This window comes from Nocardia sp. NBC_00565 (assembly GCF_036345915.1).
GTDB lineage: Bacteria > Actinomycetota > Actinomycetes > Mycobacteriales > Mycobacteriaceae > Nocardia.
Map to the genome: position 1 here is coordinate 7967317 of NZ_CP107785.1, position 20899 is coordinate 7988215.

The 20899-nt window shown below is 66.5% G+C and carries 19 protein-coding genes and 1 pseudogene; 10 read left to right on the forward strand and 10 right to left on the reverse strand.

The window, feature by feature from the left end; genetic code table 11:
- Position 1 precedes the first annotated feature (1 nt).
- Together OG874_RS36730 and rpsF are read right to left on the reverse strand one after the other, a co-directional pair.
- Positions 2–541, reverse strand: coding sequence for a single-stranded DNA-binding protein (locus OG874_RS36730; protein WP_330251637.1), 540 nt, complete (start codon positions 539–541; stop codon positions 2–4).
- Positions 542–621: 80 nt separating this feature from the next.
- Positions 622–909, reverse strand: coding sequence for a 30S ribosomal protein S6 (gene rpsF, locus OG874_RS36735; RefSeq protein WP_330251638.1), 288 nt, complete (start codon positions 907–909; stop codon positions 622–624).
- 363 nt (positions 910–1272) lie between these two features.
- On the opposite strand from rpsF, the gene OG874_RS36740 reads away from it, so the two are divergent.
- Positions 1273–2592 (forward strand): glycosyltransferase family 87 protein, encoded by a 1320-nt coding sequence (locus OG874_RS36740; protein ID WP_330257580.1) that lies wholly within the window; start codon positions 1273–1275, stop codon positions 2590–2592.
- A 20-nt stretch (positions 2593–2612) separates the two neighbouring features.
- Here the strand turns inward: OG874_RS36740 and OG874_RS36745 are convergent, their stop codons facing one another.
- Positions 2613–3149, reverse strand: coding sequence for a CGNR zinc finger domain-containing protein (locus OG874_RS36745; protein WP_330251639.1), 537 nt, complete (start codon positions 3147–3149; stop codon positions 2613–2615).
- Positions 3150–3251: 102 nt separating this feature from the next.
- Between OG874_RS36745 and OG874_RS36750 the strand changes: the two genes are divergently transcribed.
- Positions 3252–4187: a DMT family transporter gene (locus OG874_RS36750; RefSeq protein WP_330251640.1), complete on the forward strand. Its 936-nt coding sequence runs from the start codon at positions 3252–3254 to the stop codon at positions 4185–4187.
- 17 nt (positions 4188–4204) lie between these two features.
- Here OG874_RS36750 and OG874_RS36755 read toward each other — a convergent pair.
- From OG874_RS36755 to OG874_RS36765, 3 genes and pseudogenes are all read right to left on the reverse strand, one after another.
- Positions 4205–4429, reverse strand: a pseudogene (locus tag OG874_RS36755) (Tellurium resistance); the annotation flags it as partial.
- A 136-nt stretch (positions 4430–4565) separates the two neighbouring features.
- Complete coding sequence (locus OG874_RS36760; protein WP_330251641.1) at positions 4566–5675, reverse strand: DUF475 domain-containing protein; 1110 nt, start codon at positions 5673–5675, stop codon at positions 4566–4568.
- Positions 5676–5883: 208 nt separating this feature from the next.
- Positions 5884–6459, reverse strand: a complete 576-nt coding sequence (locus OG874_RS36765) for a TerD family protein (RefSeq protein WP_330251642.1) — start codon at positions 6457–6459, stop codon at positions 5884–5886.
- A gap of 160 nt (positions 6460–6619) precedes the next feature.
- Between OG874_RS36765 and OG874_RS36770 the strand changes: the two genes are divergently transcribed.
- From OG874_RS36770 to OG874_RS36795, 6 genes are all read left to right on the forward strand, one after another.
- A complete protein-coding gene (locus tag OG874_RS36770) occupies positions 6620–7837 on the forward strand; it encodes a hypothetical protein (RefSeq protein WP_330251643.1) in 1218 nt (405 codons plus the stop codon).
- Positions 7838–7885: 48 nt separating this feature from the next.
- Positions 7886–9097, forward strand: a complete 1212-nt coding sequence (locus tag OG874_RS36775; protein ID WP_330251644.1) for an HpcH/HpaI aldolase/citrate lyase family protein — start codon at positions 7886–7888, stop codon at positions 9095–9097.
- Positions 9094–11649: a phosphoribosyltransferase gene (locus OG874_RS36780; protein WP_330251645.1), complete on the forward strand. Its 2556-nt coding sequence runs from the start codon at positions 9094–9096 to the stop codon at positions 11647–11649. Before OG874_RS36775 ends, OG874_RS36780 begins: the two co-directional genes overlap by 4 nt.
- Positions 11649–12488 (forward strand): HAD family hydrolase, encoded by an 840-nt coding sequence (locus OG874_RS36785; protein WP_330251646.1) that lies wholly within the window; start codon positions 11649–11651, stop codon positions 12486–12488. Before OG874_RS36780 ends, OG874_RS36785 begins: the two co-directional genes overlap by 1 nt.
- Before the next feature lie 65 nt (positions 12489–12553).
- On the forward strand, positions 12554–12910 hold the full coding sequence (locus tag OG874_RS36790) for a MerR family transcriptional regulator (protein WP_330251647.1): 357 nt from the start codon (positions 12554–12556) through the stop codon (positions 12908–12910).
- Positions 12907–13767 carry an LLM class F420-dependent oxidoreductase gene (locus tag OG874_RS36795; protein WP_330251648.1) on the forward strand — a complete coding sequence of 287 codons (861 nt, stop codon included), beginning with the start codon at positions 12907–12909 and terminating at the stop codon, positions 13765–13767. Before OG874_RS36790 ends, OG874_RS36795 begins: the two co-directional genes overlap by 4 nt.
- Before the next feature lie 82 nt (positions 13768–13849).
- On the opposite strand, the gene OG874_RS36800 is transcribed toward OG874_RS36795, so the two are convergent.
- The 3 genes from OG874_RS36800 to OG874_RS36810 are packed head-to-tail and all read right to left on the reverse strand — an operon-like array spanning position 13850 to position 15987.
- A complete protein-coding gene (locus OG874_RS36800) occupies positions 13850–14617 on the reverse strand; it encodes an AIM24 family protein (protein ID WP_330251649.1) in 768 nt (255 codons plus the stop codon).
- A 3-nt stretch (positions 14618–14620) separates the two neighbouring features.
- Positions 14621–15352, reverse strand: a complete 732-nt coding sequence (locus OG874_RS36805; RefSeq protein WP_330251650.1) for an AIM24 family protein — start codon at positions 15350–15352, stop codon at positions 14621–14623.
- A gap of 11 nt (positions 15353–15363) precedes the next feature.
- The gene (locus OG874_RS36810) at positions 15364–15987 is read right to left on the reverse strand and encodes an AIM24 family protein (RefSeq protein ID WP_330257581.1); all 624 of its coding nucleotides are present in this window, start codon (positions 15985–15987) and stop codon (positions 15364–15366) included.
- A 174-nt stretch (positions 15988–16161) separates the two neighbouring features.
- Here OG874_RS36810 and OG874_RS36815 point away from each other — a divergent pair, with 174 nt between their 5' ends.
- On the forward strand, positions 16162–17535 hold the full coding sequence (locus OG874_RS36815; RefSeq protein WP_330251651.1) for a TerD family protein: 1374 nt from the start codon (positions 16162–16164) through the stop codon (positions 17533–17535).
- Positions 17536–17569: 34 nt separating this feature from the next.
- Positions 17570–19207 carry a TerD family protein gene (locus OG874_RS36820; protein WP_330251652.1) on the forward strand — a complete coding sequence of 546 codons (1638 nt, stop codon included), beginning with the start codon at positions 17570–17572 and terminating at the stop codon, positions 19205–19207.
- Positions 19208–19214: 7 nt separating this feature from the next.
- Here OG874_RS36820 and OG874_RS36825 read toward each other — a convergent pair whose 3' ends face one another.
- Positions 19215–20861, reverse strand: coding sequence for a glycosyltransferase family 87 protein (locus tag OG874_RS36825; RefSeq protein ID WP_330257582.1), 1647 nt, complete (start codon positions 20859–20861; stop codon positions 19215–19217).
- Between the last annotated feature and the right edge of the window lie 38 nt (positions 20862–20899).

The window sequence follows — 20899 nt, forward strand, 5'->3', positions numbered from 1 at the left end:
CTCAGAACGGCGGTTCGTCGTCTACGCGGCCGCCGCCCCCGAAGGAGCCGGCCGCAGGTGCGCTACCCCACGGATCGTCTTGGGCGCCACCGGAACTTGCGCTGCTACCGCCACCGGCAGGGGCGAAATTGCCACCGCCGCCGCCGGAACCGAATCCGCCGCCGCCCCCGCCGCCGCGGCTGGCCTTGGCGACCTTCGCGGTGGCGTAACGCAGCGAGGGACCGACCTCGTCGACCTCGAGCTCGACGACCGTGCGCTTCTCACCCTCGCGGGTTTCGTAGGAGCGCTGCTTCAGTCGTCCGCTCACGATCACACGGGCGCCTCGGGTCAGGCTTTCGGCGACATTCTCCGCAGCTTCACGCCAGATGTTGCAGCGCAGGAACAGCGCTTCGCCGTCTTTCCATTCGTTCGAATTACGGTCGAACACGCGGGGAGTCGATGCGACGGTGAAATTCGCCACCGCAGCGCCCGCGGGCGTGAATCGAAGTTCGGGATCGGCCGTCAAGTTTCCGATGACGGTGATGACCGTGTCGCCTGCCATGTGGTTCCTCCTGCTCGGTATGCAGTCCGCAGTGCCCTATTGCGCTAGAGCCTAGAGACAGGCACCGACGCAATCGAGGGTCACTTGCCGTGGCGCAGAACCTTGGTGCGCAGCACCGACTCGTTGAGGCCCAGCTGGCGGTCGAGCTCGCTCACGGTGGCGGGCTCGGCGGTCAGATCGACCACCGCGTAGATGCCTTCGGCCTGCTTGGCGATCTCGTAGGCGAGACGGCGGCGGCCCCAGATGTCGACCTTGTCGACCTTGCCGCCATCGGTACGAACCACGCTGAGCATGGTCTCCAGAGACGGACCAACGGTGCGCTCGTCCAGGCTCGGATCGAGGATAACCATCACTTCGTAATGACGCACGGACCAATCACCTCCTGTGGACTAGGAAACGGCCACGGACGGTCCGTGGCAGGAGGGTCGTTGCGTCAGCAACCCGACAAGGCTACATGACCAGCTACTGAGCCTTGAAACTCCCCCGCCTCCCCGGGTCTTTTGCCGGTCGTAGGGGCCTCGACAGTCGTGTCATCACTGGGGATATGGGCGCGGACTGCCTCAGGCACCTAGGGTGGTCGTCATGCCGACCGGACTGGCCGCCAGCGACACGATCGCAGGCCCGTGAGCGAGCGGAGCGAGCGAGCCATCGACACAGCCCCCTCGCGGCGCGACGGAGCCGAGCGCCAGCGAGGTGGAGTCCTCACGCGCACCGCGGCGTTAGCCGCGGTCGTGGTGTTGCTGTGTGGTCTGACGCTGCTGCTCGCGTACGCGAACAAGGCGCGGTGCGCGGGTGCGCCGTTCGGCGCGGACGGCCGCAGTTCGGTCTTCGAGGTGAAGAAGGATTCGGATGTCTGTTATTCCGATATCCAATTCCTGTGGCTCGGGCGCGATATCGACAATCACGTCTTTCCCTATATTGATGGCGGCATCACCGACGAGGGCGCGCTGACCGGGGGTGCGGTCGAGTATCCGGTGCTCAGCGGCGTTTTGATGTGGCTCGGCGCGGTCGGCGCCGATAACGACGCGGAATTCCTGCTGCATTCGGCATTGCTGCTGGCGCCGTTCGCACTGCTGACCGCCTGGCTGCTGGTCCGGCTGGCCGGGCGAGCCGCGCTGCTGTGGGCGGCGGGTCCGCCATTGGTGCTCTATGCGTTCCACAATTGGGAACTGCCTGTGGTCTGCATGGCGGTCGGCGCGGTGTACGTGGTGACCGCGCTGACCCGATATTCGTTGCGCACCAGGGGAATTCTGGCCGCTGTACTTCTCGGCATCGGTTTCTGCCTCAAGCTGTATCCGGGCATCTTCGTGCTGCCGCTGATGGCCTATGTGCTCACCGGCGGTATCCGCGATATGGATGATCCGACGCCGCCGCGGTTCGATGTGCGCGGCGCGCTGCTGACGGCGGCGGCCGCCATCGGCACGGTGGTCGCGGTTAATCTGCCTTTCGCACTTGCCGGTTACGAGGGTTGGCGTGCGTCGATCACCTTCCAGCAATTGCGCCAGGCCGATATCACCACGAATTCCATTTGGTACTGGGGACTGCGGCAGATGTTCGGCCAGGACGCCGAGAGCGAGACCGCATTCCAGCACGCGGTATCGATCGCGTCGCCGACCTTGGTCCTGGTCGCCTTCGCGCTGGCAATGTGGTTGGGCTGGAAGCGATTCCAGCTGACCGGCACGTTCCCGTGGATCGGTGTCAGCGGCGCGATGCTCTGCGGATTCCTGCTGTTCCACAAGGTGCATTCGCCGCAATACACACTGTGGCTGATTCCATTCCTGGTCCTGCTCGAGGTCCCGTGGTCGGCCATCGCGGCCTATCTGGTCGCCGATGCGGCGATCGGGATCGGCGTATTCCGATACTTCTATTCGATCGGTTCCGGCGGCTCGGTGGATCAGATGGAAAACGTCGTCCAATTCGGCGTCTGGGGCCGCGCCGTACTTCTCGTTGTGTTCTTCTTCCTCTTCATTCGTGCCCTGCCCCGCGGCTTCCGCCTTGCGCCACCACCGATACCCCGTTTCGAACCCGGCGAATTGGTGCCGGTGGCCTAGTGGCGGCGCGTAATGACCCGTCAGTCGGTATGCCTGGCGCGGAATGCGGCACTCTTTGCGCGATTTCCGCAGATGGTCATATCGCACCAGCGGCGTGAGCGGCCGCGTGAGGTGTCGAGGTAGAGGCGCGTGCATTCGACGCGCCCGCACTCTTTGATCAGTCCTCGCTCCGCGCCGCCGAGCATTTCGATGGCGGCGCGCGCGATCGCGGTCAGTGCCGCATCGGGATCGCCGTGGCGGCCGACGGTCGCGTCGGATCGCAAAGTGAGCCGGGGCAATTCGCCGTCGGCCAGCTCGTTGACGATCTTGCGGTCCGCGTCGGCGAACGATTCGTGGCGGGCCGCAGCCGAGGCCAGTCGGTAGGCCGCCTCGCGCAGGCGCACGGCGCGGTCGAGTATGGCCGCGTCGCAGTGCGGTGCGGTGTCCAGGAGCTCTGCGGCGAGCAGCCACTCGTCGAGATCCGCCGGCGTGCCGAGGTAGTCGTCGAACGTCGTGGCACGGGCCTTGACCGTGCCGGCGAAGTCCAAGGCGAGGTTACCGCTCACGAAGGCGAACACGTCTTCAGAGTAACCACCTTGACAGGTTATGCGCAAAGATGCGACGTTAGTAACCGACTTAGATGGTTACTGCGGCCCCGTGTGGTCGCTCGAGGAGTTCACGTGAAGACGCAGCTCTTGGATCCGTTGTTCCGAGCGACCGGCAAGCCATCCCTGGCGGCCGGCATGCAACCGCTGTTCGTCGTGCTGTGGAGCAGTGCCTTCATCGCCGGAGTGGTCGGTGTGGGCGCCGCGCCGCCGATGATGGTGCTGTTCGCGCGGTTCGCCATCGCCGCGATCCTGCTCGCGGTGTACGCCACCGTGATGCGGGCCCAATGGCCCAGCGGCGGCCAACTCAAACATGTCCTGATCGCGGGACTGCTGATGCAGATCGTGCAGTTCGGCGCGTTCTATACGGCGATGAGCCTGCACATTTCGGCCGCGATCATCGCACTGGTGCAGGGGCTCAATCCGGTGGTCATCGCCTTGCTGGCCGGATTCATCGGCGAAACCGTCACCGCGCGACAGTGGTTCGGCTTCGGGATCGGCGGTGTCGGCGTCGGGTTGGCCGTGCTCGACCAATCGAGCATGTCACTGGTCGGTCTGCTGCTGTGTGTGATCGGCTTGTTCGGCCTCAGCGTCGGCACGATCTACCAGAAGCGATTCGTCCCGCAGGTCGATTCGCGCGCGGCCACCGCGGTGCATATGGCCGCGAGCGCACCGGTCGCGGGGGTAATCGCCTGGGGCACCGGACAACTGCACATCTGGGACGCCGGCCGATTCGCGGCCGCACTCACCTGGATGGTGCTGGTCAATTCGATGGTCGCCTTCCTGCTGCTGAACGCCATGCTGCGGCGCTGGGAGGCGACCAGGGTCGGCCGACTGTTCTTCGCGACCCCGGCCGTGACCGCGATCCTGGCCTGGCTGTTCATCGATCAGCCGCTGCGCCCGCTTGCCGCGGCGGGACTCGGCGTCGGCCTGATCGGCATGGTCTTCGCATCGCGCCGACCGACGTCCACGGCCGAACAACCCCGGCCGGTCCCAGTGCGCGTCAGCTAGCAACCCGGCTGCGCCGACTACTTTCGCGCCGAGTGCCACTCCATGCCCCACCCGTACGCCTCGTCGATCATGCGCTGGGAACCGTTGATGTAGTTCACTTCCCGGTGCACGGTGGTGCCCGAGCCCTGGTTCTGCAGCAGGGCGATGGCGCAGGACCGCGCACCGTCCACCGGGGAGTCCAGCCGGACCTCGATCTGCGGACCGGAGGTGGGGAACAGTGTGACCACACCGTCGGCCGTCGCCTTCGACAGGGTCACCTTGGACAGGTCGACGCCTGGACTGTTGTTCGCCATCGCTGGTCCCCCCTTGGGAAAAGAAGAAGCGGCAGCGGCCGTTAAAGGCCGCTGCCGCTCAGGTTCTTCGGCTAATTGCCGAAATTCAGCCTACCGGGGTGGGCTCTCGCTCGCTCTCCACTTCATCGGCATCCTCGTGCCGATTCCGAATGATGCTGGTAACGAACGCCGCGCCGATGAACGCCACGCCGACAAGGCCGGTGACGATCTCGTTGATGTGCACACCGATCGAGACGAACAGGATGACCGCCAGTGCGCCGATCGCCCAGTGCGCGCCGTGCTCCAGGTACACGTACTCCGACAGCGTGCCCTTGCGCACCAGGTACACCGTGATCGAGCGGACGAACATGGCGCCGATCAGGCCGAGGCCGAGCGCGATGATGATCGGGTCGGAGGTGATGGCGAAGGCGCCGATGACACCGTCGAAGGAGAACGACGCGTCCAGCACCTCGAGGTAGAGGAACAGGAAGAACGCCGCCTTACCCGCGGCCTTGACCAGCTGGGACGGACCGCCCTCGGCCCCTTCCTCGAACTCCTCGGTGTGGAACAGCGATCCGAGTCCGTCGACCACGATGTAGGTGATCATGCCGAGCAGCCCCGCGACCAGCACGGTGGCGCGTTCTTCGTCGCTCGCGACGAGTTCCGCGGTCAGCACCAGTCCGACGCTCGCGACGACCACCGAGAGCATATCGAGCTTGCCGAGCTGGGCCAGCGGCTTCTCCAGCCAGGACAGCCAGGTGATCTCGCGCTCTTCGAAGATGAAGTTCAGGAACAGCAGCAGCAGGAACATGCCGCCGAACGCCGCGATCTGCGGATGGGCATCGGTGAGCAGGGTTTCGTAGCTCTTGCTGCCATCGGGGAAGGTCGGCGCGTCGTTCTCCGGCGGGTTGAGCGCCAGGTCGAAGGCCTTCACCGGGTTCAGGCCCGCGGTGATCCACACGATCGCCAGCGGGAAGATCAGCCGCATACCGAATACGGCGATCACCACGCCGACGGTGAGGAAGATCCGCTGCCAGAACGCGTTCATGCGTTCCAGCACGGTGGCGTTGATGACGGCGTTGTCGAACGACAGCGACACCTCGAGTACACCGAGGATCGCGGCCAGCGCCAGCGCCGTCGGCCCGCCGTAGAGGAACGCCACGATGAGCGATACCACGGTGACGACGATGGACATCCCGAATATGCGCAGGACCACGCGGAGACCCTTTCCGTGCGGCGGTTCGAATGCTTGTCCGAGCGCGCCTTGGCTGATGTAACCCGAGGGTCGTGCAACCCGCGGTGGCGACGATGGTTCCAGCGTGGCCGCGGAACCGTCGGTTGTCCAACGGTGCGCGGAGATAAATCGTTCCGTGAACACGCGGACAGGGGGCCCGTCGCCGAGCCCCCTGTGAGATCGCTCCGTCTTAGACGTTCACGCCGTAGTCGCGGGCGATACCGGCCAGACCCGAGGCATAGCCCTGGCCGACGGCGCGGAACTTCCACTCGGCGCCGTTGCGGTACAGCTCGCCGAAGACCATCGCGGTCTCGGTCGAGGCGTCCTCGGACAGGTCGTAGCGCGCCAGCTCGGTGTTGTTGGCCTGGTCCACGACGCGGATGTAGGCGTTGCGCACCTGACCGAACGACTGCTGACGGGTATCCGCGTCGTAGATCGAGACCGGGAAGAAGATGCTCTCGATCGTCGGCGGGGTGTTGGCCAGGTCGACCTTGATGACCTCGTCGTCGCCCTCGCCCTCACCGGTCAGGTTGTCGCCGAGGTGCTCGATGCTGCCTTCGGGCGACTTGAGGTTGTTGAAGAAGATGAAGTGCTTGTCGGACACGACCTTCTTGTCCGCCCCGGTCGCGATCGCACTGGCATCCAGATCGAAGTCGGTGCCGGTGGTCGTACGAATATCCCACCCGAGCCCGACGGAGACAGCGGTAAGGTTCGGCGCCGCCTTGGTCAGCGAGACATTGCCGCCCTTGGACAAACTGACACCCATGCGGGGTTCCCTTTCAATAGACGTCTGTGATTCCCAGCATGTCCGAATCGCCGGGTACGCCTTACGACAGTAGTAGGTTTCGGCGAGCTTGCGTAGGAACTGCCAAACCGTCTGTTGCGCTTGGGCGAGCGAAGGCGAGAACACCGCCTACCATCGGGGCGTGACAGGCCGTAGGCGTGGATGGTTCCGGTCGTCCGGGCACACCGAATGGATTTCGCAGGCCCGGCCGACGCTGGCGGCCGCGTTCCTCGATATGGATCAACGCCAGAGCGCGGCCGAGGCGGCGGTGCACGCGTATGAGCAGGTATTTCCGGATCCGCGCTTGTCCGCGCAGTGGGAACCGGCGCGCACCCGGTGCTATGACGCCGCCGGTGCGTATCTGACGCTGACCGAGGAACTGGACAACGCCGAACGCGACGGCACCCCGATGCCGCAGGGGCAGGCCCGAGTGGACACCCTGGTGCGGCAGCTGACCGACGCGGCCAGGGCGGTAGACGAGTTCTACCGCGGCAACCAGGCCGAGCTCGAGCAGGCCGTCGCGGTGCTCGGCACGGTGCCGCAGTTCGTGCAGCAGGTGAAGGTCACGGCGGCGGGGGTGCGCGGGCAGGCGGCCGAATCCGAATACGCCGACTACCCCTCGGTGCGTCAGCACGCCGCGGCGGTGGATGAGTCGCTGCTCACACTGGAAGCCCTCGGTTCCGAGGTGTCGGTGGCGCAGCGCCGCGAGGCCGCAGGCCATCTGGAATCGGCGACGAAAGAGCTGGCGGAAGCGTTGGCGCAGGCGCCATCCCGGGCCGGCGCGGCGGCCACCTCGATCACCTCGGTGACCACCAGGCTGGCCGCGGCGCGCAATCGCGGCGAAAGACTGGCGCCCGCCTATTCGGAGCTGCTCCGCGAGTTCAATGCTGCGAGTTCGGCGGATCTGGCTAACAATGGGCAGGACAGTCAACGGGCCATCGAGGCCGCCGACGCTGCCCTGGTCCGGGCGCGTGCGGCGGCGGCGGAGAACAATCCGGAGTTTGCACTTGAGCTGACCACATCCGCACGTGGGTATCTCGCCGAGGCCGAGCAGAAGGTCGACGCCGTCACCAAACGGCTGACCCTGCTGCGTGAGGTCCGCGTGAATCCGCAAGAAAAGGCCAAGGCCGTACGATTTCGGCTGCGGGACGCGCAAATGCTCGCGGTGAGTCGCGGGCTCGTCGGCGAATGGGGATCTGTGCTCGACGCACAGGTGGACCGAATAGATCGAATCACCGAGAACCTGTCGGGGCGCCACCCCGACTACTGGGCCTATGTGGCCGAATTGGACGCCGTCGCGGAGTTCGTAGCGGGGGTAGTGGATCGAATGAGAAAACACGCAGGACCACGACGAGAATGAGGCCACGGGAATGAGGCCACGGCCACTGGGAATGAGGACAGCGTCACGATGACCGCAGGCATCGCCGTCCAGCAACAGATCTCCCTGCGAAAGCAATTGCCGCTGCGCCATTTTCGGCAGCTGCACGGCCCGGAGGCGCGGCACCTCTTCCACAGACAACCGGAACCGTTCGGCGATCACGCCGACCGGGAACTCTTGGCGATCGCTTTGGGCGCCACGCTGTACGCGCCCGCGACTCGGCCGGACCTCGCCTTGACGATCAGCAAGCGGGCCGCGCGCGGCGTGTGCTCGATGGTCATCGATCTCGAGGACGCGGTCGCCGACCACGAGGTGGAGTTCGCCAAACAGCAGACGGTCGCGACGCTGAATCTGCTCGCCGACAGCGCGGATCCGAATCCGCTGCTGTTCGTTCGGGTCCGGGACGCGGATACCGTCACCGAAATCGTCGAGCAGCTGGGTACGGGCGCGGCGGCGCTGACCGGATTCGTCTTCCCGAAGTTCGACAGTGCGAGCGGCCCGAAGTATCTCGCGGCGCTCGCGGCGGCCGCCGAGCGATTGAGCAGGCCGGTGTACGGCATGCCGGTGCTCGAATCGGCGGCGCTGGTACATCGCGAGACCCGGGATCAGGAGTTGACGCATATCGCGGCGCTGCTGGACGAGCATCGGGAGCGGATCCTCGCGGTGCGGATCGGCGCGACCGATATGTGCTCGACCTTCGGCATCCGGCGCGACCGGGACCTGACGATCTACGACGTGCGGGTGATCGCCGATGTCATCGCCGATATCGTCAACTACCTGGGGCGTTCGGACGGTTCGGGTTTCGTGATCACCGGGCCGGTCTGGGAGTACTTCGCCGATCACGAGCGGATGTTCCGGCCGCTGCTGCGCACGGCGCCGTTCGAGGAGTCCGACGCGGTGCCGTTCCGGCGCTATCTGGTCAGCCGGGATCTGGACGGTCTGCTGCGCGAGATCACGCTGGACCGGGCCAATGGCATCCAGGGCAAGACGGTGATCCATCCGTCGCATGTGGCGGCCGTGCACGCGCTGTCGGTGGTGACGCATGAGGAGTATTCGGACGCGCTGGACATTCTGCAGGTCGATGCCGGTGGGGTGGCGGCGTCGGGGTATCGGAACAAGATGAACGAGATGCGGCCGCACCGCAGTTGGGCGCGCCAGACCTTGTTGCGGGCCCGGGTTTTCGGTGTCGCGAACAAGGGTGTCTCGTTCGTCGATCTGTTGACGGCATTGGTGACCGAATGAGCAGTGATCCCTGGGCGACAGCGAATCTCGGTATCGAGCTGTGGCACGAACAGTCACATGGCGGCGCATCGGTGGATGTGCTGCCCGCCGAACTGCCCATCGCGATGCTGATCCAGCCCGGTCTGCGGCGTAATCCGCGCCGCGCCCATCTGCTGGTGTCCACCGTGCTCGGCAAGCATCTGCCGACCGATCCCCGGGTGGTGCTCGGCGCGGGCAACCGGCTCGGCGATCTGGTGCGGGAGACACTCGGTGCTCGCGAGGCGGTGGTGCTCGGATTCGCCGAGACCGCAACGGGATTGGGGCATTGCGTGGCGGCGCGGATCGGCGCGGGCTGCTATCTGCACTCCACCCGCCGCGCGGTGCCCACCGCGACTACCCTGACCGGATTCGAGGAGGGCCACTCACACGCCACCTCGCATATGCTGCAGCCCGCGCCCGCCGATATCTTCGTCAACGATCTGCCGCTGGTGCTCGTCGACGACGAGATCTCCACCGGCGATACCGCGATGGATGCGCTACGGGCACTGCACGCGTTCGCACCGCGATCGCATTACGTGCTGGCGTCGCTGGTGGATATGCGGACCGCGGACGATCGGGTGCGGTTCGATGCCGTGGCCGAGGAGTTGGGCGCACGGATCGACACCGTCTGCTTGGCCTCCGGGCGTACCCTGCTACCCGACGATCTGACCGAGACGGTGTCGGCAATGCCGGAGCCGATGTTGAATCCGACCGCGTCGCGGCGTGGTTCGTTCGAACGGGTCGAGTTGCCTTGGCCCGCTTCGGTTCCCGAGGGCGGCAGGCACGGGATCCTGCGATCGGATACCGATGCGTTCGAGGCGGCGCTCGCGAAGGCAGCCGAGGCGTTGCGGGTACGGCTCGCGGAGCTGGGTCGGCCCGCCATTGTGCTCGGGCATGAAGAGCTGATGTATCTGCCTTTGCGGTTGGCCGCGGTCCTCGCCGACGCCGGTATTCCGACGCGATTCCAGACGACGACTCGCTCGCCCGCCTATGTGCTGGACGAGCCGGGTTATCCGCTCCGGCGCGGGTTCCGGTTCATCGCGCCCGAACCCGGTGAGGCGCAGCCGCGTTATCTGTACAACGCGCAGTGGGCCGAGGACGCCTCGGCCGAGGTGGCGTGGTCCGCGCATAGTGTCGACACGAGCGATGAGTCCGACCTTGCCGAGGCTGCTGAGCCGGTGCTCGTTGTCGTCATAGACCCACCCGCGGACACCGAAGAACTCAGGGCGCAGGGCGGTCTCATCGATGTGCTGACCGCGTCCGGCTCGGATGTCGTCCTGGCGGTGTTGCCGGGTGCGGATCCGCGGCAGCTGCATGCCGAGCGGAGCGAGCTGTCACCGAACTATGTCTTGGAGTCGAATGCCATGCCGGAATCGGAGACCTTCCTCGACTCGGACCCGCCGCTCGAACTGCCCGCCCCCCTGCACGGCCCGGAGTTCGGATCGTATGCGGCCGAAGAGGTGTCCTGGCTGCTGAAGGATCTTTCCGAGGTCGACCTCGAGGCCGATGTGGCGGTGCGGGAACGCCGGATCCAGTCCGGGGCCGCGCATTATGCCGAGTCGCTGCCGATCGAGTATCAGCCCGATGCCGCGTACCGGTCACTGTTCGACGAGGTACTGGCCGACAGCGCCGAGCGACTAGCCCTCGCCGTCGCGACGGTATCGGAACTCGTTGTCGCCGAACGAGGTAATGACATCGTGCTGGTCTCGCTGGCCCGCGCCGGCACCCCGATCGGTGTCCTCATGCGGCGCTGGCTGCGTTCGGGCCGGGGTGCGGTGCCCGGCCTCGAGGTGCCGCACTACGCGGTGTCGATCGTGCGCGATCGCGGCATCGATGCCGTCGCGCTGGACTACCTTGCCCGCCATCATGATCCGGCCTCGGTGGTATTCGTCGACGGCTGGACCGGCAAGGGCGCGATCACCCGCGAGCTGACCGCGGCGTTGGACGCCTATCACGCTGCGGGCGGTGCCCGTTTCAATGATGAACTCGCCGTCCTCGCCGACCCGGGCCACTGTGTGCGCACCTACGGCACCCGCGACGACTTCCTGATCGCCTCGGCCTGCCTGAACTCCACGGTCTCCGGCCTGATCTCGCGGACCGTCCTCAACGACACGCTGATCGGTCCCGGCGACTTCCACGGCGCGAAGTTCTACCGCGATCTCGCGGGCGACGATGTCTCCGGCCGCCTGCTCGACACCGTGACCGCGGCCTTCGACACCATCCGGGATCGGGTGCCCGCCGAACTGGCCGCCGTGCGCGCCGGTGACCGCACGCCGACCTGGACCGGCTGGGCCTCGGTCGACAAGGTGCGCCGGGAATACGGCATCGCCAGCGTGAATTTCGTGAAACCCGGTGTCGGCGAGACGACTCGGGTGCTGCTGCGGCGACTGCCGTGGCGGGTGCTGGTGCGCGTGGCGGACGCGCCCGAGCACGCGCACATCCGTCTGCTCGCCGCGGCCCGCGGCGTTCCGGTCGAGGTCGTTCCCGATCTCGCCTACTCATGTATGGGATTGATCAAGGACGTGCAAGCTTAATGCTACGGAGATTACGAAGACAGGCCTTGATCGCTACTGATCTGGACCGGACGATGATCTACTCGCGCAACGCTTTCCATGCTGGTACCGAGGTGCCGACGGTCTGTGTGGAGCACCTCGAGGGCGCGCCCCTGTCGTTCATGACAACCACCGCCGCCCTGCGGATGCAGATCCTGACCGAACCCGCCGCCGTCATTCCCACCACCACTCGGACCATCAAGCAGTTCGAGCGGATCCAGCTTCCCGGCGCCCCATGGCGATACGCGATCACCAGCAATGGCGGCAATATCCTGGTCGACGGCGTCCCGGATATGCGCTGGCGCATCGATATCGACGCACAGGTGCGGGCCGGCGGTGCGACGCTCTCGGAGGTGAATACCGAACTGCGCGCTCGGATCGATGACTCCTGGGTCACCAAATTCCGGGTCGCCGACCACCTGTTCACCTATCTGGTGGTGAAGCCCAAGGAGGTGCCCGAGGGCTTCCTCGCCGAATGGGATGCCTGGTGCCGCCAACGCGGCTGGTCCGCCTCGCAACAGGGCCGCAAGATCTACACGATGCCGATCGCCGTCTGCAAGAGCCATGCGGTCCGCGAGGTGCGCCGCCGCCTGGTCGAGAATGGCGAACTCACCAACGCGGCACTGACGCTCGCGGCGGGCGACGGCGCGCTCGACGCGGAAATGCTGCGCACCGCGGACTCCGCCATCCGCCCACGCCACGGCGAACTCGAACAACTCAACTGGACCCATCCCAACCTCACCATCACCCGCGCCTGCGGCATCCTCGCGGGCGAGGAGATCATCAACTGGTTCATCAAGGCGGCCCCGAACACCCCGTAGCCGACGCTTGCCTTGACACCGGCGACAAGGTTTAGCGTTGCCGAGAAGGTCATTGAGGAGGTCGAATGCTGATCGGTGAGCTCGCGGAACGCGTCGGGACGAGCACCAGGACGCTGCGGTATTACGAGGAGCACGGGCTGGTGCGGGCGCAGCGCTCCACCAACGGGTATCGCGTCTATGACGAGACGGAGCTGCAGGTCGTCCACAAGATTCGGACGCTGCTCGATGTCGGGTTCGATCTCGACGATATCCGCCCGTTCGTGGCCTGCCTGCGCGAAGGGAACACCTCGGGGGATGTCTGCCCGGATTCGGTGGCGACATTGCGGCGCAAGCTCGCTGAGGTCGAGGGCGCCCTCGATCGGTTGACTGCGGTGCGAACCCAGCTGCGTGACCAGCTCGCCGCGGCGGCGGTGACCCGATGAAGTTCGGAATCAGCTACAGCACACCGTATTACGGCACCGATCCGGATCGGCTGATGGCGTTCGCGCAGCATGCCGAGGCGTGTGGTTTCGAGTCGATCTATCTGCCCGATCACATCGCGCTGTACCCCGGAGCAACGGTCGGTACGTTCGAAATGCCGCCGACGCTGCCCTTTCCCGATCCACTCGATTGTCTGAGCTTCGTCGCGGCGGTCACCGAACGGATCCTGTTGGGTACCGGCGTGCTGCTGCTGCCGTATCGCCATCCGGTGGTGCTGGCCAAACGGCTCGCGACCATCGACCTGCTGTCCAAGGGGCGAATGCGGCTGCTGACAGTGGGACTCGGCACGTTATCGGGCGAGGCCGAGGCGCTCGGAGTGGATTTCGCTACCCGCGGCCGGCGGGCCGATGAGGCGATCGACGTCCTGCGCCTGCTGTGGGCCGGTGGTGCGGACGGTGTCAGCTACCACGGTGAGTTCTTCTCGTTCGACAACCTGTGCGTGTACCCGAAACCCCATGGTGGGGACCAGTTGCCGATCCATATCGGCGGATCGAGTCGCGCGGCGGCGCGCCGGGTCGGGCGACGCGGCGATGGTTACTTCCCGGGCGGCATGTTGATGCCCGCGGAACGGGCCGAGCACTTGGAACTCGCCAGATCGACAGCCGTCGCGGCGGGACGGGATCCGGCGGCGTTGGAGTACACACGCTGGGGATCGATCGATATGCCGCGCGATCGTGTGGAAGGCTTTGCCGCCCAAGGCGTGACCCGCATCGTGGTCGGCGCTACCGCCACCGACCGGGTCGAGCAGTTCGAGGAGATGGCGGCTTTCGCGGCGCGATTCGAGTTGGCGGCCCGCTAGGATCGGACCGCGCCGAGTCGGCCGAAGGTAGGACTCGGCGGAGGACCCGGTGTCATCCGCCGACGGCGTCGCGTCGCGGCGGTCAGTACTCGCGTTGCTGAGCTCCCAGTTGCTGGGTGATGACGCCATGCAACCGTTGGAGTCCGCCGACGGTCATACCGCTCTGCAACTGACCCTCGATGGTGCGGATCAGGGCCGAATCGCTGAGGATCTTCTCGCTGGATTGGATGAGCACGGTGCCGGTGCCGGTGAAGTCGAATTGGCGTTCCTCGCCGGAGTTCACGCCGAAGCGCGCGGCACCCGCGGCGAGGAAGCTGGTTATCCAGCGCTGGTCGTAGTGATGGCTGGGGGAGGGGCAATCCGCCCAGCCGACAAGGGCTTCCGGGTCGACGCGCAATGGCGGTTCGGCGAACATGACCGGGCCGTTGGATGAGGCGAGGAATTTGCCGGTGCCGATAAGGGTGAGGAAGCCGGGGACGATCGACTGGTTCAGCGATAGACCGGGTTCGAAGGCGAGCAGGTTCGCGGCGCGGATGGTGAGGTTGCCGTTGTCCTCGAGGTCGTAGGAGTTGATGTCGTAGCCGCGGTCGCCGATGATCAGCTTGCCGTGGCCCTCGGCGATCACATAGTCGCTGGTGAACAGCGGTGCGGAGAACTGCTGGGAGACCATGTGCAGCAGTCCGCCCTGCAGTCCGTGGGTCAGCATCTGGAACCGCATATCGCCGTAGTAGGCGATCATCGCGCCCTTGCGCATGAACCACGGTTTGGTGAGGTCGATGCAGTAGGCGTAGCTGTTGCCCGGGATATTGTCGCTCTCACCGAGATTCAGCGGATTCAAAATGTCAGTCATGGTTCACAACTTCTCTTCCGAGGCTTGCACGTAGACGACACCCTGTCCGACACAATGCAATTGCATCGCCTCACCGGAGCCGCGGCCGACCGCGTCGCGCCAGCTCATCGCTGTCTTCAACTCGGTCTGCACATTGCCGTAGGCGGCGACGAACGCCTGCGGGTCCACCACGATCTGCCCGGGGGTCTGGGGGTTCCCCCCAGATGAACCGAGCGGTCCGCCCACCGGCAGTTCCAGGAATCCGCCGTGCGCGAGCAGCACCGCCGCGCCCTGTCCGGACAGCTGCGTAGTGAACATGCCCTGACCGGTCAGCGCACCGCTGGCGGCCCCGCGCAGCGCGCCCATCAGCCCGCCGCCGCCTCCGCCGCCGCCCGAACTCATCACCGACACAATCGAACTCTGCAGTGCGGCGGTATTGGCCAGCAATCGCGAGGCCTCGACCCGCAGCACCGCGCCCGGCTGCATCTGCACCACATGGACTTCCAGCCCGGCGAAGCCGTAGTGCACTTCGCCATTGCCGGTCGCCAACATGGTGCGCTCATGCTCACCGGCCATCATCCGGCCCGCCATCCGCATGATGCCGCCGCCGCCCACGCCCGGGCCCGCGCCCGGAATCTGATGCGGCGCAAAGGAAATATCGCCGGTGTAGAACAGCATGGCGCCGTTGCGCGCGACCACGCCGCCCGCCATGCCGACATCGACCTTGACGGCCTTGCCGTTGACTTTCTCGAACATCGCAGGTCCCCTTACCGTTCCGCCGGCTGGATCAACACGAGGCCCTGACCGTCGAAGCGCAGCGAAAACGCCTCGCCGGCATCCTGACCGACGAAGCTGCGCCACGACACATCGGTCACGAATGACTGATTGAGGTTGCCGCGGCAGGCCACGAACGCATCCGGATCCACGATCAGCGGGTACTGCGGCGAGACCTCGAGGTGGATCAGCGGCCCGCCCGCCGAGAGCAATGCGACCTGACCCTGTCCGGTCACCGTGGTGGTGAACAGTCCCGCACCGGAGGACGCGCCGCGCAGACCGGCGAAACGTACGTCGGTGCGCAGATTTCCGGCGAAGCAGAGCAGCTGTTGCGATTCCACCTGCAGCGTCTCGTTATTCAGGTTCACCACGGTGACGTGCTGACCGTTGACCGCGAAGAAGACCCGGCCATTGCCGGTGCATTCCATCAACGACAGTTTCTCGCCGGTGGCACGCTGCTTGAGCCCGGCGAGTACGCCGTCGCCGCCGCCGAAACCGGCCGATTTGAACTGCACATTTCCTTCGTAAGCGACCATCGAACCGGAGATCGCGCGGATACTCGATCCGGCGAGGTGCGCCTCGATCACCTTTTTCGACTGCTCGAACAGTTGCGCCATGGGGAGTTTGCCTGCTGTCTCGTAGGGGAACATGGGATTGATCGCCCCAGATCCCGACTGCGTTTCGCCACCCTAACCGATGGCATCGAGGCGATCTCGGCCATTACTTCGGATCGAGTTCGGCGCGTTTCTCGTAGAGTGGCACCGTACGCACCGACAAGCGAAGGGTCGAACTTGTCCGCAACACTCGCCAAGGGTCAGAATGGCCCGCTGGCCACCAACGACGTGGTGATCTCCATCCAGCTGACCGCACCGGCGGATCTGTCCGCGCTGCTGGTCACCGAGTCGGGGAAGGTCCGCTCCGACGCGGACTTCGTCTTTTTCAACCAGCCCAGCGGCCCCGGGGTGAATCTGCAGCCCGCACCGGCCGGGCAGCCCGCGTCGCTGGCGGTATCGCTGAATGCGGTGCCCGCGGATATCGCGCAGATCCGCGCGGTGATCACCCTCGATGACGCGACCAGCAATTTCGGCCGCTTTCCCGCGCCGACGGCGATCGTGTCGGATTCGGCGGGCAATCAGTTGTACGAGTACCGCATCGACGGTTTGAACAGCGAATCGATTGTGATCGCGCTGGAGCTGTACCGGCGGCAGAGCGAATGGAAGGTGCGCGCGATCGGCCAGGGCTACGCGGGCGGTTTCGCCGCGCTGGTCACCGATCACGGCGTGTCCGTCGACGAGTCTCCGGCCGCTACGCAGGCCCCGCCGCCGCCGGCCTATCAGCCCACCCAGGCCGGTCCGGGCCAACCGCCGCCGCCCGCGTACCCGACGCAGCAGCAGCCGCAGTACCCGCCAACGCAGACCTACCCGCAGGGCGCGCCCGGCTACCCGCCGCCGCCCGGACCGGCCCAGGGCTACCCGCCGCCCGGAGGCGGTTACCCGCCGCCACCCGGTCCCGGCCAGGGCTACCCGCCGCCGGCTCAGCCTGCCGCGCAGCAGCAGCCACCCGCCGAGGTCAGCCTCAGCAAGGACCGTCCGGTCAGCCTGGTCAAGGGCCAGCGGGTCACCCTGCGCAAGGAGGGCGGCGCCGCGCTGACCTTCGTGAAGATGGGGCTCGGCTGGGATCCGGTGCGCAACCGCGGCATGTTCGGCAACCGGACCGTCGATGTCGATCTCGACGCGTCGGTGGTGATGTTCGCCGATATGAACATGGTCGATGTCGCCTACTACGGACAGCTGACCTCCAAGGACGGCTCGATCCGGCACCAGGGCGATAACCTCACCGGTGAGGGCGAGGGCGACGACGAGGTGATCCTGGTCGATCTGACCCGCATCCCGGCGCATGTCAGCACGCTGGTATTCATCGTGACCTCCTACAAGGGCCACACCTTCGAGCAGATCCAGAATGCGTTCTGCCGCTTGGTCGATGGGGCCAACAACGCCGAGTTGGCCAGGTACACCCTCGCGGGCGGGATGCCGTTCACCGCGATGGCGATGGCGAAGGTGTTCCGGGTCGGCAACGATTGGAAGATGCAGGCACTCGGCGAAGGTTTCCAGGCCAAGCATCCCGGCGAGGCGGTGCCACAAATGGGCCGGTTCCTGGGCAACTGAATAAGGTCGAGCACGAAATAACGGGGCGGACAACGTGATTCAGCTGAAGGCCGGTCAGAACATGGCGCTGACCGGCGATATCGTTCGATTCAGTGCGAAAGCCGGGGCTGCCCTGGATGTTTCCGCGCTCGTGGTGGCGGAGAACCTGCGGGTCTTCGATACCGGCGATTTCGTGTTCTACAACCAGGCCGAGACCGCGGGGGTGACCCTATCCGAGGACGGGGTCACCATCCGGCTCGCCGAGGTGCGCGCGGACGCCAAGGCGGTGCTGCTGGTGGTCAGCGCCGATCCGGCCGCGCCCGCGCAGTCGGGCGGGCTCGCTGCGGTCACCGCCGCGCTCGCCGTAAATGATGTCGTCGCAGCCGAATTCGCGATCGATCCGTCCTCGGGCGAGACCGCGCTGATCTGCCTGGAGGTATACCGGCGCGGGACCGAATGGAAGCTGCGCGCTGTCGGCCAGGGCTATGCGGGTGGACTTGCCGTGCTGCTCACCGCGCACGGCGTCGAGGTCGACGAACCGGTGACGCCGCCGTCCGGTCGGCCGCACTCCGGTCAACACAGTGCGGCCGATCTGCGCGACACCCAACCCGTCAGCGCCCCGGGGCGGGCCAGCGGTCAGGACACCATCAGCGGTCCCGGCTCCGGGGACGCGCGCGCGACCGGTCCGGCGCCGCTCGAGGTCGCGCACGGGCTCGAACGCCTGTGGATGATCTTCGAGGATGCCGCGCGCTCGGCCGCCGCGCTCATCTCCTCCCGCGATTACGCGATGCAGCGGCTGGATCAGGAACTTTCCGCGGCGGTTTCGGATCCGGCCACCAGGAACACCCCGGCGGCCGAGGATGCGCGACAGGCCGCCCAGCGCCGATGTGACGATCTGATCGCCACCGCCGAGGGCAACCACCTGCGCGATAGCGAACAGCTCATGCGCGAACTCGCCGACGCCGATCGGCGGCTGCCGCCGTCGCTGGCCTCCTGGGACTCGCCCGCCTGGGACGGATCGCCGACGCCGAGCGATGGCATCCGGCTCGGTGAGCTGTACGCGATCGAACGTGGGCCGCTGCGCATTCCGTACTGTGTGCCGGTCCCGCTGACCCGCCCGCTGTGGGTCGACACCGAATCCACCGCCGCCGCGACCCCGGTCGTCGGCGCGCTGCTCGCCCGGCTGCTCGCGGCCGATCCCGGGCGGCGCACCCTCGTCGACATGATCGATCTGACCGGGGCGTTCCACCAGCTCGTCGGCCCGCTGACGCCGGTGCTGAACGGTCCGCCGATCACCGACTTCGGCGATATCTCGGCGCGGCTGCAAGCCTTGGTCGATGCCGCCGAATTGGCCGAATTGGCTTATTCCAGCGGGAATTTCACCCCGCCGACCGAACACCGGGTACTGCTGGCCGCGGACTTCCCGCACGGGTACCAGACCGCGGACGCACACCGCATCGCGACGCTGATGTTGCGCGGCGATCTGATCGGGTTGTCCACGCTCATCGTCGGCTCCGACGAATCCGAATCCAGCGACGGCACCGTGGCGATGCTGTCGCAGTCCTGCCGGCATCTGCCGACGACGGACGGCACCCCGCTGTTCGATCCGTGGACCGGCAGCGCGTGGCAGCTGGATCTGGATCTGCTGCCGAGAGAACCGGCCAGGCAGGCGCGTTTCCTGCGCACCTCCTAGTTGGTCGCTAGCGGACCAGCGCCACCCTGGGCCGCAGCGCCTCGGGCAGCCACGGCAGTAGTGGGTCCGGTGCGCGATCGACGACGCCGCCGACCGGATCGTCGACGAAATCGCGCCGGACCAGATCCTCTTCCGGCCGGTAGATCTGCCGAATGATCAAGGCGCACAGCGCGAGTACCGCAAGGTCGCGCAGCACCACGGTCCCGGTGAACCACTGCTCGGGCAGGCCCTTGCGGTCCAGGCCGAGGTAGTAGAACATGCGCGGCACCCAGACCAGTGCGTCGATGGTCATCCACGCCAACAGGATTCGGCGATGCGGCAGCGCGAGCACGGCCAGCGGCACAAGCCATAGCGAATACTGCGGGCTCCACACCTTATTGGTGATCAGGAACGCCGCGACCACCAGGAAGCACAACTGGGTCAGCCGGGGGCGGCGCGGTGCGGTGAGCGCGATGTAGGCGATCACCGCACAGGCGGCGGCGAATACCATCAGCGACACCAGGTTCAGGATGGTCGGCTGGTCGCTGTGACCGATATGGCCGTCGAAACCGGCCCAGCCGGTGAACGAGGTGATGACGTTGTAGATGGAGTCCGGGTCGGCGTTGCGGGTGGTGTTGAGCCGGAAGAACTCTCGCCAGCCGTTCGGATACAGCAGCGCGATCGGTAGATTCACCACCAGCCAGGTGCCGGCCGCCGCCGCGACGGTGAGCGCCGCCGCGCCGAGCGGCCGGGCGCTGAGAAACTGGATGCGATACGGGGTTTCGCGCAGCCAGGTCACCGCGGTGCGCCAGCTGTCGATATCGCTGAGCCGGAGCCCGAGCCGCGCGCTCGGCACCCGCTGCAGTGGGTCGGCGCGCAGGCACAGCACCACGATCGGCCCGAGCAGCAGCAGCGGATACAGCTTGGCCGCACCGCCGAGCCCGAGCAGCAGACCCGCGAGCACCGGTCGTCGGCGTGCCCAGGCGAGCAGGCCGGTCGCGGCGAAAGCCGTTGCGAGCGCGTCGAAGTTGGTGAAAATGTGCACGATCACCAGTGGCGAACAGGCGACCATCGCGGCATCCCAGATCCGGCGTCCCGCCAGCTGCGCCGAGGCCCACACCGTGACCAGCCAGGCGAAGGCCAGGCCGACCGCGACCACATTGAAATAGATGACGACCTGCAGCGCGCCCGGCAGTGGCGAGGCGTCCCAGGTCTTGGCGACCTGCATCGCCGCGTACTGATACAGCCCGGAGAGCACCGGATACTCCATGTACCTGGTCTCCCGGCCGCCGTCCGGGGTCTGCTCGGTCCATTGCTTCTTGTACGGGAACGCGCCTTCGTTCAGGCGTTCCGCGCCGTAGAGCGGCACCGTATCCGAGTAGCACATGGCAACGTACTGACGGCCGTTGTTCCAGTCCAGGGAGATCGAACCGTCGGCGCCGGTGGTCTGCTGGATGCAGCCCGCCTTGCTTGCCCAGCCGAGCGCGAGGAAGACCAGCGCGAAGGCGAGCAGCACCCGCATCGGCGTCCAGAACCGCACCCGGCCGATGAGCGCGTGGTCACCGACCGGTCCGCCGATTACGGTGCTCAGCTGCGCCGTCATGGAGTCGTTGCGGCTCGGCCGATCCCGGCCGTCGGCCGAGCGTAGATCCGGTGCGAGCGGCGCGGGCGCGATGGTATGCGCCGCGCCGCGCGGGAGGTCCGGCGCGGGGT

Excerpts from the sequence above, each read along its gene's own strand:
- OG874_RS36785 (WP_330251646.1), top strand. The coding sequence starts at position 11,649 with ATGCTACGGAGATTACGAAGACAGGCCTTGATCGCTACTGATCTGGAC.
- OG874_RS36775 (WP_330251644.1), top strand. The coding sequence starts at position 7,886 with ATGACCGCAGGCATCGCCGTCCAGCAACAGATCTCCCTGCGAAAGCAA.
- OG874_RS36730 (WP_330251637.1), bottom strand. The coding sequence starts at position 541 with ATGGCAGGCGACACGGTCATCACCGTCATCGGAAACTTGACGGCCGAT.
- OG874_RS36780 (WP_330251645.1), top strand. The coding sequence starts at position 9,094 with ATGAGCAGTGATCCCTGGGCGACAGCGAATCTCGGTATCGAGCTGTGG.
- OG874_RS36805 (WP_330251650.1), bottom strand. The coding sequence starts at position 15,352 with ATGTTCGAGAAAGTCAACGGCAAGGCCGTCAAGGTCGATGTCGGCATG.
- OG874_RS36795 (WP_330251648.1), top strand. The coding sequence starts at position 12,907 with ATGAAGTTCGGAATCAGCTACAGCACACCGTATTACGGCACCGATCCG.
- OG874_RS36765 (WP_330251642.1), bottom strand. The coding sequence starts at position 6,459 with ATGGGTGTCAGTTTGTCCAAGGGCGGCAATGTCTCGCTGACCAAGGCG.
- OG874_RS36810 (WP_330257581.1), bottom strand. The coding sequence starts at position 15,987 with ATGGCGCAACTGTTCGAGCAGTCGAAAAAGGTGATCGAGGCGCACCTC.
- OG874_RS36790 (WP_330251647.1), top strand. The coding sequence starts at position 12,554 with ATGCTGATCGGTGAGCTCGCGGAACGCGTCGGGACGAGCACCAGGACG.
- OG874_RS36800 (WP_330251649.1), bottom strand. The coding sequence starts at position 14,617 with ATGACTGACATTTTGAATCCGCTGAATCTCGGTGAGAGCGACAATATC.